Genomic DNA, 12,955 nt, shown 5'->3' with positions numbered 1-12,955 from the left:
CTAGTCATTAACTTTTTTAAATACTAAGCTTAAAGGTAGAATCGTAACAGCATTTTTAATATCTGTTTGAGCCTCCCAACTTGGTAATTTGTTTAATATTGATGTCGGTCCTAATAAAACTTTTAACTTTTCTCCTTTTACCCTAGACTTAACCTTACAAACTATAATGTTCTTTTTTGACAATTCTATATTAGCCTCACCTGATGTGAAATTTCCATAGGTATTAACACCTAGAACTTTTTGATTTTTGATGTCAAAAACGGCATCTACTCTATCTGGATATTTTCCTAAAATTCTCAGCCCAATGTATGCATCTTTACTACTTAGTTTAGCCTTTATACTTGCCTCATATATTTCTCCTTCTTCAACTAAAATGTCTCCTGTGTGCACAAAAGAAGACTTAACCTTAGCATCCCTTTTAATTTGTACCTCTTGATTATTTAGCCATTTAGAAACAATTCCAACTTTTCCCCACTTATTAAATTCTAAAACATGTTTCGCTAGATTATTAGTGTTAATAATAGTTGTATCTAAAACCCCTTCATCAATAACTTCACTTTTAGGTTCTATATTTTTCTTAATTTCAATATCTAAAGTTTCAGCTAAAAAATCGACCATAAACGGAGCTAATTTTCTATTTCCTTCTTTGTTTAGATGAGCAAAATCATTAAAATCATCAAAGGTTAAACCTATTTCTTTAAATTTTTCGTTAAAATCAATATAGCTTACGCTATTTGATTTAAGCAACTCTTTTATAAACTTTCTCTGTCCAAATTCACCACTATAATATAAGGCGTCTATTGATGGTGGTGTAATAAATATAAGCTTAATCCCTTTTGATTTACATTTTTCTATAACATTTAAAAGTACTTCGACCGATTTGTCACTAAGCTCTTTTTGTTCAGTTTCTGCTATACTTTTAGTATAGCTATCAATATAACTTGAAATGCCTTTCTTTTCCTCCCTTTGTGACTTATTAAGTTTTGAGTTAATTCCTAAAACAAATCCATTAGGGTCTATGTTATTAAAAACTTTCATTTTATTTGATGTTTGCACTATTTGGCTAGGAATTTCACTATGAAATCTAATTGTAGTGCTAAAAATTTTAGGGAGATCCTTATAACTATAGAATTCCTTAATATTACTAAAATAATTTTTAGATATACTTAACTCATCTAGTGCTGACATCTGCAGAAAATGCCACCATTTTTGCTCATTCAAAACTTTAAATTGCCAAGGTGAAAGTGTAATTATTAAAGCCTTATTTGGGTATAAATTTTTATTCTCTATAAAATCTTCAAATATTGAATTTGTTAAATAAAAATGTTGTGCCTCGCTTGCTAAACAAATACTTTTAGTATTTAGTGTGCTATCAATATAAGGTGCGTTATATGATCTTCTAGTAAGTGAGTTTCCCAAATAAACAAAATCACACGAATCTTTTTCTTTGTAAAGTTTTTCAATATTATAGTGTAATAATTCGTCATGTATAATAAAGCTATCACTTACCTTTAATATTACAACAGTAATAATAATTAACAATAAAGATTTTATATAAAATTTAAGCATTCTGATTAAAATTGAAAATATATAAATTGTGATGTGTCATTATCTCCGTAAACGCCAAAGACGATTATTATAAATATAATACTCAAATAGACCATCCATCTAAATACAAATAATTGATTTTTTAAAAATACAACGAGGTTTTTTCGTCTATTTATAATCTCAAGCATTAAAAGTGTAATTATCGCTAAAGTTAAAATAACTAACTGATAACGATCCAAGCCTAATTTATATAGGTCATCAGTAAAAAATATAATAAAATTATTTGTAGGTATGGACTTTATTAAGGTCATGGCTGTATCAAAACTTGGTGCCCTAAAAAAGATCCAAGCAAAGCAAACGATGCTAAATGTTATCATAGAAAAAAACAATTTTCCAGAAAATTTATTGCTAAGTAAACCAATCTTATTATATATCTTCTTTCTTTCTTTATTAGTTGCTTTTTCTAAAACAATAATAAATCCATGAATTGCTCCCCAAATTAAAAATGTAGCAGCTGCTCCATGCCACAATCCGCTAACAACAAACACTATAAATAGATTTGCGTATGTTTTATATTTCCCTTTTTTACTACCACCAAGAGGTATATATACATAATCCCTAAACCATGTTGATAGTGATATATGCCACCTTCTCCAAAACTCGGTAATTGATTTTGAAAAATATGGACTATCAAAATTTTTCATTAAATCAAAGCCCATCGTCCTAGCAGCTCCAATAGCAATATCTGAATATGCCGAAAAATCACAATAAATTTGAAAAGCAAACAGTATCGTCGCCAAAACTACTTCTACACCCGAATATAATTCTGGATTATTAAAAACCTGATTAACTACAATTGCCGCTCTATCTGCAATAACCATTTTTTTAAACAGCCCAAAACCAATTAATAAAAAACCTGTTTTTACATTATTGTAATTAAACTTATGTTTTACATAAAACTGTGGTAATAAATGAGATGCTCTTTCAATTGGGCCAGCCACTAGCTGTGGAAAGAATGCGACAAATGAAAAGAATGACAACGCATCATTTGTTGGTTTTAGTTGGTTTCTATATATATCTATCGTATAACTTAGCGTCTGGAATGTATAAAAACTAATACCAACAGGTAAAATGATATTTAAGGCCGTAATATTTAATTCTTTACCAAATAATGCAAACGCATTAATAAAACTATCAATAAAAAAATTTGTGTATTTAAAGTAGAATAAAAAGCCAAGATTAATGATAAGACTTATACACAAAAGTAATTTCTTATTTTTCTTACTCTCCGCTTTATAAATCATTTTACCAACAACAAAATCTACGAGAGAACTTATAATAATTAATGAAAGAAACCTATAATCCCACCAACCATAAAAAAGATAACTGGCAACTAAAATTAATATATTTCTGGATGTAAGATTTCGCGATAATAGCCAATACAAGACAAATACTATCGGAAAGAAAATCGCAAAATCGACAGAGTTAAAAAGCATATTTAAGTACTAATTTCTTAAAATTGATTAATTTGTATATGAAGATATCCTTATTGCTATTTTAAATTTTGGGTTTCCCGATATTACCATAAATTCTAATTTCATTCTATCAATCTTTTTATATTACGAAGCAAATAATCTAAAATTCTTACTTCTTAATCAGATTTTTAATTACTAAGGATTTAATTATTATGAAGAACTTTGGTAACTTCTATAATTGTCTATTTATTGGCTATGTACCATTTAAATAGTTTTTTAATACCATCCTCTAAAGATGTATTATACTTCCAGCCCAAATCATTCAATTTAGAAACATCTGTTAACTTTTTCATTGTTCCGTCAGGTTTGTCAGCGTTAAACTCTAAGTCTCCTTTAAATCCAATAATTTCTTTTATAGTTTCAGCAAGTTCAACTATTGAGATATCCTTACCTGTACCAATATTAATATGTGTGTTTCTTACTTCCTTTTGGTTTAATACATGTGTGTCTTTAAAATCTCTATTTTCCATTAAAAAAACACAGGCATCTGCCATATCTTTAGACCATAAAAATTCACGTCTTGGCTTTCCTGTTCCCCAAATTTCTACACTATTTTTTGAAACACCAAATGAAGCTAAATACTCTTTAGCTTCTTCAATAGTTTTAAACCCTGTGTCTTCTAAAACAGCTTTAAGGTTTTCTTCATTAAGAAGTTTTGCTAAATATATTTTTCTAATTAGAGCTGGTAAAACATGTGATTTCTCTAAATCGAAATTATCGTTTGGACCATATAAATTGGTTGGCATCACAGAAATAAAGTTGGTGCCATATTGCAAATTATAGCTCTCGCACATTTTTATACCAGCTATCTTTGCGATGGCATAGGGCTCATTGGTATATTCTAAAGTATCCGTTAGCAAGTAATCCTCTTTCATAGGCTGAGGACAAGTTTTAGGATAAATACATGTGCTCCCTAAAAACAATAATTTCTTAACTCCATTAACATAACTTTGATGAATTACGTTATTTTGAATCATTAAATTTTCATAGATAAAGTCTGCTCTATACACATTATTTGCAACAATACCACCAACTTTTGCAGCCGCTAAAATGACATATTCTGGTTTTTCAACATTAAAAAAATTTTGCACCTCAACCTGATTAGTTAAATCGAGTTGTTTATGGGTTCTTGTAATGATATTAGAATATCCTTTGACTTCAAGGTTTTCTATTATTGCACTTCCTACCAAACCTCTATGTCCAGCAACATATATCTTAGCATTTTTAGTCATTACTATTAATAAATGATTGGTTAATTAATAAGGTTTTAATAGTTGGATTACCTGAAATAATTTCAATGTCAATCTTATGATTTTTAGAATCAAAACCTCTAAAAACGTTATACTTAATGGTTTTTTCGTTTAAAACAATAGTATCCTTAACAATTGGTTTTACAGAAAAATGAATTTTAAAATTTTCTGGAGTTTCATTTTTAAATATCCTCTCGTTCTCAAAAACATAAAAATCTTCTTTTTTAATTTGAATTCTTTTAGATTCTGAAATAAAATTATGGGCTGAATTTCCTTGACCATCTGCACCAGTAATATCTCCATTTAATTTAAAGCTAAACGTTTTTGTTGCTCTATCTATATTATAAACTTCAAGTGTCCATTTTTCTTCTTGTGGTATTGTTTCTCCTAAACAAACTTTTAAAATAGAAGGCATCCAACTTTTAAAGCCGTTAGAAGGTCTTGAGATATAATAATTACTTCTATGCGCTAACGGACTTTTTCCGTCTACTAGAACTTTTAATTTTGCGTCTTTGTTGGTTAACTGATTTGTCGTTAGCTGAAACCAATTTCCGCTATAGCTTGCACTTAAATTACTTTGATCTTTAAACTCGTGTAAAACTCTAATACTATCCAATTGTATATCATAATTATCTTTAGGCTCTTCAACTAATTTAGAAAGAACCAATGATCTCAGCAGTTCATTACCTTTATCATTAGGATGTACGTTTGGATCAATTGTATTTCCCATTAATTCATTCGCTTCAATATTATTTTCTAATAAATAGCGCTTCCATTGTTCTCTTACTTTAACAATCCCACAATTATATTTTTTAGCAATTTCTTGTATTGCTTTTGAGTCTCTATCATGAGCCTCATTTATAGATTGAAGCGTGGTATTTGGCTTATTCCAAACATAGTGATGATCTAATAGTAAAACATCTGAAGCCATATGACGTCTTATGTTTTTTATTAATTCATCATACAAGCCTTCTTTTATACCACCATAAGCATGGAATATAATTAAATCTGGGTTTTCTTGATACAGATCATGCTCAGCCGTTTTAATTAATTTTGGAATGGTAAAACCTCCAATAGGTTTATGCTTAAATGTAATATTTGCATAAGGATAATGCGCTTTTAGAGAGTCTATTAAAATATTGGTTTTCATACCTCCAATAATAGATTGCCCATAAAATAGTATTTCTACATTATTGGGATGGTCTTTAGTACTTTGCTGTAATAGACAAAGAGTTCTATCAATCCCTTTAAATTTAATTTTTTCAATTGAAGTTTGGCTAGAAACACTTAAAAAAAGTAAGTTAAATACTAAAAAAAAGTAGCTCTTCTTCATTATTCAAAATAATTTTTTATTCTATAACCACCATCCTTAAGATATTGTTGTTTTTGCATCAGCTTAATATCGCTAGACATCATATCTTCAACTAAAGCAGGTAAATCGTATTCTGGAATCCATCCTAATTTCTCTCTAGCTTTTGTAGCATCACCAATTAAAAGCTCAACCTCTGTTGGTCTAAAATATTTTTCATCTACAGCAACAACTTCTTTTCCTATTTCAATTTGAAAATCAGGATTATTACATGCTTTTACATAGCCTTTTTCGTTAGAATCTTCTCCTTTAAATTCTAAATCTATTCCAACATGACCAAACGACATTTTCACAAAATCTCTTACGGTTGTGGTTTTTCCAGTTGCAATGACCCAATCTTCTGGTTCATCTGCCTGAAGAATCATCCACATCATTCTTATATAATCCTTGGCGTGTCCCCAATCTCGTTGAGCATCTAAATTGCCTAAGTATACTTTATCTTGCAGTCCTAATGCTATTTTAGATGTTGCTCTTGTTATTTTTCTAGTTACAAAAGTTTCACCTCTTATTGGAGACTCATGATTAAATAAAATACCATTACATGCATATATTCCATATGCCTCTCTATAATTTACCGTAATCCAATAAGCATACATTTTAGCTACTGCATAAGGGCTTCTTGGATAAAATGGTGTTTTTTCGGTTTGTGGCACTTCTTGTACTTTTCCGTACAGCTCTGACGTTGAGGCTTGATAAATTCTTGTTTTTTTCTCAAGACCTAAAATTCTAACCGCTTCTAATATTCGTAATGTTCCTATTCCATCTGCATTTGCTGTATATTCTGGTATTTCAAAAGAAACGTGAACATGGCTCATTGCGGCAAGATTATAGATTTCATCTGGTTGAACTTCTTGAATTATCCTAATAAGATTAGTGCTATCCGTTAAATCACAATAGTGTAGAATAAAGTTAACATTCTCTTCGTGTGGATCTTGGTATAGGTGATCTATCCTATCCGTATTAAATAAAGAAGACCTACGCTTAAGTCCATGTACGATATAGCCTTTTTTAAGAAGAAACTCACTTAAATATGCTCCGTCTTGTCCTGTAACTCCTGTTATTAAAGCTATTTTTTTCATTATATGAATAATTGTTTTGAATTTTTGCTAGTTAACAAAGGTAATTATTTAATAAACCTTTTTCTAATATTGGAGTTTTAACTTCGACTGATTTTATAACCTTTAACCACAACTCCAACACTTTCTTCCCAAGTTCTAAGCTCTTTGTAAAATTCTTCGGTTTTATTAAGATTTAATACACTAAATTTTGGTCGCTTAGCTTGTGTCTTATATTTATCAGTTGGCAGAATTTTGTCACTATTTCCTAATTTATAATTTTTAGCAATTTCTTTAGCAAACCCATACCATGTAGTACTACCCTTAGCAGAAAAATTATAGATTCCATAGGGTAAATTATCAACTTTAATAATGTACAAAATAAATGTAACCAAATCTATACAACTTGTAGGAGTACCTTCTTCTTCTGTGGTAATGTTTAAAGTAGCTTCACTTTCAATTTTGCTAATAATTGTTTTTAAAAAATTTTTGCCATGTAATGAATACAACCAAGAAGCTCTAATAATATAGTGCTCCTTTAGCTTCTCTTGTATATATAACTCTCCTTGTAATTTAGATTTTCCGTATTGATTAATCGGGTTTGTATGGTCGGTAGTAGTGTATGGTTTTCCTTTTTTGCCATCAAACACATAATCCGTCGAAATATGGATTAATTTCACTTTATAAGAATTACATACTTCAGCTATGTTTTTTACACCTTCTGCATTAATTAAAAAAGCTTCTGCAACATTTCTTTCAGCTGCTTCTACATTTGTATATGCTGCGCAGTTAATGCATAAATCAAAATCTGCATCCTTAAAATTTTTTGTTAAGCTATTGATATCAGTAATATCTATCTCATTTCGAGAAAAAAAAGAGAATTTAATAGCTTCAAATTTTTCAAAATCTTTAATTGTTTTCCCCAACTGCCCATTTGCACCGAGTACAATGACCCTCTTCATAACTGAGCATTCTTAAAGTTTGGTAATATTAAATCTTTCTCCGAAATAGTCAATTCTTGTTTAGAATATTTCCAATCAATAGCTAAATCCTCATCATTATATATTATACCTACCTCTGATGCTTTATTGTAAAAATTATCACATTTATAACTAAAAATGGTGTCATCTTCTAAAACTAAAAAGCCATGAGCAAAACCTCTTGGTACAAAAAATTGTGTTTTATTTTCTTCACTAAGCTCTACTGAAATATGTTCACCAAAAGTTGAAGAATTTGGTCTTAAATCTACAACTACATCTAAAACTCTCCCTTTTATAACTCTTACGAGCTTTGCTTGTGCATATTTACCAAGTTGATAATGTAATCCTCTTAGGACCCCTTTTGAGGATTGTGATTCGTTATCTTGAACAAATTTAATATCTAACTCTAGCGCCCTATTAAAAGCGGCTTGATTATAACTTTCTAGAAAATATCCGCGTTTATCTTCAAAAACCTGAGGTTCTATAATAAAGCACCCTTCTATTTTTGTTTCCTTTATAATCATATTATTCTGATAATAAACTTAATAAATGCTCTCCGTAGCCACTTTTAGTTAATGGCTTAACCACCTTTTTAAATTGTTTTTTGTCAATATACCCCATTCTATAAGCCGCTTCTTCTATCGCTCCTATTTTTAAGCCTTGTCTCTCTTCAATTACTTGAACAAATTGAGAGGCTTGCATCAACGATTTAAAGGTGCCTGTATCTAACCAAGCCGTGCCTTTGTCTAATACGCTAACTTTTAATTTACCTTGACTTAGAAAGGTTTTATTAACGTCTGTAATTTCTAACTCACCTCTTTGACTAGGTTTAATATTTTTTGCAATTTGAACTACTGAATTATCGTAAAAATAAATACCAGGAACGGCATAATTAGATTTTGGTTTTTTAGGTTTTTCTTCAATAGATACTGCAACATCGTTTTCATCGAACTCTACAACTCCATAACGTTCCGGATCATGAACATGATATGCATATATTATACCTCCGTCTGGATCATTATTTTGTTGAAGCAAATCTGCTAATCCTGTACCATAGAAAATATTATCACCAAGTATCAATGCAACCTTGTCATCTCCAATAAAATCCTCTCCAATAATAAAAGCTTCCGCCAATCCATTTGGTGATTCCTGTACGGCGTATTGAAAATCACAGCCATAAGCTTTTCCATTTCCTAAAAGCTTTTTAAATAATGGTAAATCTTGAGGTGTAGAAATGATAAGTATATCCTTAATACCAGACCACATCAAAGTTGATATAGGATAGTAAATCATAGGTTTATCATAAATAGGCATTAGTTGTTTACTTACTGCTAATGTTAACGGATGTAACCGTGTACCTGATCCTCCTGCTAAAACTATTCCTTTCATCTTAAAAAGTATTTTATAGTACTATTAAGCCTTTAAAAACCAACTAATAATACTATTATTTTTTATATTTTTTTAAATACCACTCAATGGTCTTAACGATTCCTGTTTCAAAGTTTTCATCAGCGCTCCACTTTAGTTCTGTTTCAATTTTAGACGCATCGATAGCATATCTAAAATCATGTCCAGGTCTATCTTTAACAAAAGTGATTAATTTGGAATAAGGCTTGTCTTTGGGTTTTAACTCATCTAAAATATCACAAATTTTATGCGCTATATATAAGTTATCGCGCTCATTTTTGCCACCAATATTATAAGTCTCACCTACTTTCCCTTTTTGAAATGCTAAATCAATTCCCTTACAGTGATCTTCTACATACAACCAATCCCTAATGTTCTTGCCATCTCCATAAATCGGAATTGATTCATTATTAAGTGCTTTTCTAATTATGGTAGGAATTAATTTTTCATCGTGCTGCTTTGGTCCATAATTATTACTGCAGTTTGTAGTTACCACATTCATTCCGTAAGTATGAAAATAGCTTCTTACAATAAAATCCGACGATGCTTTGGATGCACTATATGGACTATTTGGTGCATAAGGAGTTTCTTCTGTAAATAAACCTTTTTGGCCTAAAGTACCATATACCTCATCCGTAGAAATATGATGAAATCTATTTGCTTTACAACCCTCTTTAAATGAAAATGGAGCATCCATCCAATGGGTTTTAGCTACATTCAGTAAATTAAAAGTGCCATAAACATTAGTGTTAATAAATGCATCCGGATGTTTTATAGAATTATCTACGTGAGATTCTGCCGCAAAATGAATAACATCGGTAAACTGGTGACTGGTAAAAAGTTCGTTTACAAGTTCAGTATCGCAAATATCACCTTTAATAAACGTATAATTATTATTGGTTTCAAGTGTTTTTAAATTAGAAAGCTCACCTGCATAAGTGAGCTTGTCTAAATTAACAATTTTAATGTTTTTATACTTTTCTAAAAAATAGAAAATAAAATTAGACCCGATAAAACCTGCTCCACCTGTTATTAAAACATTTTTATTCATAGTCTTTAATGAAATTAAATACTTTTAAAACTAAAAATACTAAGAGAAAAACAACTAAGGCTAAGGCTGGAAATAAAAGAGAATAACGATGTGAGAAACTAGTATCTTTTATACCTAACTTATCAAAAGGAGCTAAGATATCGAAAAATGTATTTTCTTCTGCAATCGTTCTATTTAATTCATTTAGCTCTCTCCTTATACCTTGTTCTTTTATAAACAATTCATACTCTTTGGTTACTGTTTTTTCTTCTAGAAGCGGAAACATACTACCAGTACCAAGAGCTAGATTTTGATTTTGAGATTCGTTTTTTATAGCCTCTAAATATGTTTTTTGAATAGTATCTAAACGCGATAATTCCGTAGTTAACGTTGAGCGTTGTATGTAAGCCATTGTATCTCTTACACGTTTTTGATGTATTGAAAAGTCATTCTCAAAAGTCTTTATAAACCCATTTTGTAACTTTGTGAAAATATCAATTTTAGATGATTTTGCTTTTATAGCAAACACTCTGCTAGACATTAATTCCCTTTTATCTAAATAATCCTTATAATTAAGTTCATCTACTAAAGATGTGTCAATTGACTTAACATACTCATCATATTCAACAAATAAATCATTTTGAGTTTCAGGACCTGGTTCTAAAGTAAAACCTTTTAGTTCTTTAGCGTTTAAAGTATCTATTTCAAAAATAGAAGACAATTCCTTTACGTTTCCAGAACCTATCAAGGCATTATAATAATTGATATTATTAGAGAGTTGGTATTTAGAATCAAAATATGGTTTAACCACCATCTCTGAATAATAAATAGGCTCTTTAATCTTTTCTAAAATATAACCTAATACTCCTGTCAATATTATTGCGACTACAACCAATTTAAAATTCTCTACAAGTGGTTTTATAGTATAAATAATAGCAGAAAAAATGCCCTTAAAAATACTACCTATAAAATTGAATAATCTTTGAAATAAATTTCCAATGGCATTAAATAATTGTCCTAAATCAACCTCTTCGTTGTTTGGTTGTTGCGGTAATTTTTCACTCATTTGTTATGAATTAAATATCTGTTCTAAAATCTTTTTAGTAATAACGTATGTTGGCTTTACACCTGAGGTTCCTAATCCACCAGAAGCTAATGTACTACCTGTTTCTAAAGGATTATCACTGGCATAATACGCATATCTTACTTTAACATCTTCATTAATACTGCCTCTTACTCTAGATGCTGCTTGTATGGCTTTTTGGTAATGTGCTCCTTCCATTTCTAAACCAATAACATTCCATGTTGAGTTTTTAAAGAACTTTAATATCTCTTTATTTTGAAGAGATGTTCCTAATACTGTTACCATAGTACCTTCATAAACAGAGACTCCACAGTCTAATAAATCCTTTTGGCTTAACTCATTTTTAAAAGGGTAATTGTCTGCTGTGCCTTCAAAAATATGAGCTGTAGGAATCATTACATCTCCTTTTCCTCCTTCTAAAATTCCGGCTTTACCCATTATTGAAATAGACTTTACATCTAAATGAACGTGTTTATCACCAACATTTATTGGTTTTAAAAGTTCGTCTAAAGTTTCATAGGCTTGTTCTCCAAAAGCATAATCCATTACAAAAATAACCGCTTTGTTTTCTTTAGCTTCTTCTAGATACTTAAATTCAGTTTTAGAAAAATCAATCTTGTCAGTATCAAAAATTTGAATATCTATGTTAGTTCCAGAGGTATCATTTATTTGAATCATTCCATTTTGCAACGCAGATTTCTCTACTTTATTGCGTAAACTAGAATTCTTGGAATCACTTAAAGCCTCATACGTTTGAAAAATATCTTTTTTTGCATCAGCTCCTTTAAGGGTTCCTTTAGCAAACAAGGTATTCATAACACTATGCATATTGGCACTAATAATATGGATAGGTCGCTCTAATAAATCATTTTTATGTAAAGCAGATTTAATAGTATCTGCCCATATTTCTCCATGAATATGATGCCCCAAACGCTCTCTTAAAACAGGACTAAATGTTATGGTACGTTTGTTATTATTAATTGTTTCTTCAATAGCCAATTTACCTAACCAATACACAATATGTAATAAGCGTTCAGGTTGACTCTCTGTCGCAAATTTTGGATAAGCCTCAGTTAGTTCGTTAAACGTTCTTCCTAAAATATTTGCCGTATGTGTAATGGCAATTTCGCGTTCTTTCTGTGTAAGTTTACTTGTAGAATTAACCGCATTTTCTAATTTCTGCCAATCTCTAACCGTTGTACCTTCTTCATCAATAATAACACGTTTGCTAATTTTATGAGACTCAACAAACAAAAAGGTAAGATGCGTTAAAATATCGTAAATTTCAGAGCGACCTCTTGTAATTTCAATATTCATTTGCTCATCATCTATTCTGTAACAATTACGCCTTCTTTTTGGCGGAATAATCGCTTTAAAATGAGAATTAGCATAACCTTCATCACTGGTAAGATTAATAAAAGTACATTCCTCAATACCTTGTGGTAAACGGTCTACGACATATAATAAACCTTCTAACTCTGCTTTCTCTTCTCCTATTGAACCATAGATTTCTGGTCTTAAAAGCAATAGGGCTTCTCGCAAAGTTTCACCAGAAACTCCCATTGGTTTATAAAATCCACGATTAAAAAGATGACGCATAGTAATATACATGCGCTCTATAGCACTAGAACTCTCTTGTGCTCTTGTTCTTCCTTGTTTTTTCTTCATTGTACTCATGCTATTTTGACCAACAAATA

General features: G+C 30.2%; 11 protein-coding genes. All 11 read right to left on the bottom strand.

Translation table 11 applies throughout. The annotated features are described in order from the left end of the window. Positions 1-1,542, bottom strand: coding sequence for an SGNH/GDSL hydrolase family protein (locus DFQ10_RS00755; RefSeq protein ID WP_147299155.1), 1,542 nt, complete (start codon positions 1,540-1,542; stop codon positions 1-3). 32 nt (positions 1,543-1,574) lie between these two features. After that, the gene (locus DFQ10_RS00750; RefSeq protein WP_115815521.1) at positions 1,575-3,044 is read right to left on the bottom strand and encodes an MBOAT family O-acyltransferase; all 1,470 of its coding nucleotides are present in this window, start codon (positions 3,042-3,044) and stop codon (positions 1,575-1,577) included. 221 nt (positions 3,045-3,265) lie between these two features. Further along, entirely contained in the window at positions 3,266-4,315 is a 1,050-nt protein-coding gene (locus tag DFQ10_RS00745; protein ID WP_115815520.1) for a GDP-L-fucose synthase family protein, read from the bottom strand. Next, on the bottom strand, positions 4,308-5,666 hold the full coding sequence (locus tag DFQ10_RS00740) for an SGNH/GDSL hydrolase family protein (RefSeq protein WP_115815519.1): 1,359 nt from the start codon (positions 5,664-5,666) through the stop codon (positions 4,308-4,310). Before DFQ10_RS00740 ends, DFQ10_RS00745 begins: the two co-directional genes overlap by 8 nt. Beyond that, on the bottom strand, positions 5,666-6,781 hold the full coding sequence (gmd, locus tag DFQ10_RS00735; protein WP_115815518.1) for a GDP-mannose 4,6-dehydratase: 1,116 nt from the start codon (positions 6,779-6,781) through the stop codon (positions 5,666-5,668). Before gmd ends, DFQ10_RS00740 begins: the two co-directional genes overlap by 1 nt. Positions 6,782-6,858: 77 nt before the next feature. Further along, positions 6,859-7,719 (bottom strand): dTDP-4-dehydrorhamnose reductase, encoded by an 861-nt coding sequence (gene rfbD, locus DFQ10_RS00730; RefSeq protein ID WP_115815517.1) that lies wholly within the window; start codon positions 7,717-7,719, stop codon positions 6,859-6,861. Continuing rightward, positions 7,716-8,261 (bottom strand): dTDP-4-dehydrorhamnose 3,5-epimerase, encoded by a 546-nt coding sequence (gene rfbC, locus DFQ10_RS00725; RefSeq protein ID WP_115815516.1) that lies wholly within the window; start codon positions 8,259-8,261, stop codon positions 7,716-7,718. Before rfbC ends, rfbD begins: the two co-directional genes overlap by 4 nt. A gap of 1 nt (position 8,262) precedes the next feature. After that, the gene (rfbA, locus tag DFQ10_RS00720) at positions 8,263-9,126 is read right to left on the bottom strand and encodes a glucose-1-phosphate thymidylyltransferase RfbA (protein ID WP_115815515.1); all 864 of its coding nucleotides are present in this window, start codon (positions 9,124-9,126) and stop codon (positions 8,263-8,265) included. Between the two features lie 55 nt (positions 9,127-9,181). After that, positions 9,182-10,195: a dTDP-glucose 4,6-dehydratase gene (gene rfbB, locus DFQ10_RS00715; protein ID WP_115815514.1), complete on the bottom strand. Its 1,014-nt coding sequence runs from the start codon at positions 10,193-10,195 to the stop codon at positions 9,182-9,184. Beyond that, positions 10,188-11,240 carry a hypothetical protein gene (locus DFQ10_RS00710; RefSeq protein ID WP_115815513.1) on the bottom strand — a complete coding sequence of 351 codons (1,053 nt, stop codon included), beginning with the start codon at positions 11,238-11,240 and terminating at the stop codon, positions 10,188-10,190. Before DFQ10_RS00710 ends, rfbB begins: the two co-directional genes overlap by 8 nt. Before the next feature lie 3 nt (positions 11,241-11,243). After that, entirely contained in the window at positions 11,244-12,935 is a 1,692-nt protein-coding gene (locus DFQ10_RS00705; RefSeq protein ID WP_115815512.1) for a DUF6909 family protein, read from the bottom strand. Positions 12,936-12,955: the final 20 nt, after the last annotated feature.

It is taken from the genome of Winogradskyella eximia, assembly GCF_003386165.1.
GTDB classification, from domain to species: Bacteria; Bacteroidota; Bacteroidia; order Flavobacteriales; family Flavobacteriaceae; genus Winogradskyella; species Winogradskyella eximia.
Note: the sequence above shows the minus strand (reverse complement) of the source record. Positions and strands in the feature narration are given on the sequence as shown.

Coding starts and splice junctions, on each gene's coding strand:
- DFQ10_RS00750 (WP_115815521.1), bottom strand. CDS start 3,044: ATGCTTTTTAACTCTGTCGATTTTGCGATTTTCTTTCCGATAGTATTT.
- DFQ10_RS00745 (WP_115815520.1), bottom strand. CDS start 4,315: ATGACTAAAAATGCTAAGATATATGTTGCTGGACATAGAGGTTTGGTA.
- DFQ10_RS00740 (WP_115815519.1), bottom strand. CDS start 5,666: ATGAAGAAGAGCTACTTTTTTTTAGTATTTAACTTACTTTTTTTAAGT.
- gmd (WP_115815518.1), bottom strand. CDS start 6,781: ATGAAAAAAATAGCTTTAATAACAGGAGTTACAGGACAAGACGGAGCA.
- rfbD (WP_115815517.1), bottom strand. CDS start 7,719: ATGAAGAGGGTCATTGTACTCGGTGCAAATGGGCAGTTGGGGAAAACA.
- rfbC (WP_115815516.1), bottom strand. CDS start 8,261: ATGATTATAAAGGAAACAAAAATAGAAGGGTGCTTTATTATAGAACCT.
- rfbA (WP_115815515.1), bottom strand. CDS start 9,126: ATGAAAGGAATAGTTTTAGCAGGAGGATCAGGTACACGGTTACATCCG.
- rfbB (WP_115815514.1), bottom strand. CDS start 10,195: ATGAATAAAAATGTTTTAATAACAGGTGGAGCAGGTTTTATCGGGTCT.
- DFQ10_RS00710 (WP_115815513.1), bottom strand. CDS start 11,240: ATGAGTGAAAAATTACCGCAACAACCAAACAACGAAGAGGTTGATTTA.
- DFQ10_RS00705 (WP_115815512.1), bottom strand. CDS start 12,935: ATGAGTACAATGAAGAAAAAACAAGGAAGAACAAGAGCACAAGAGAGT.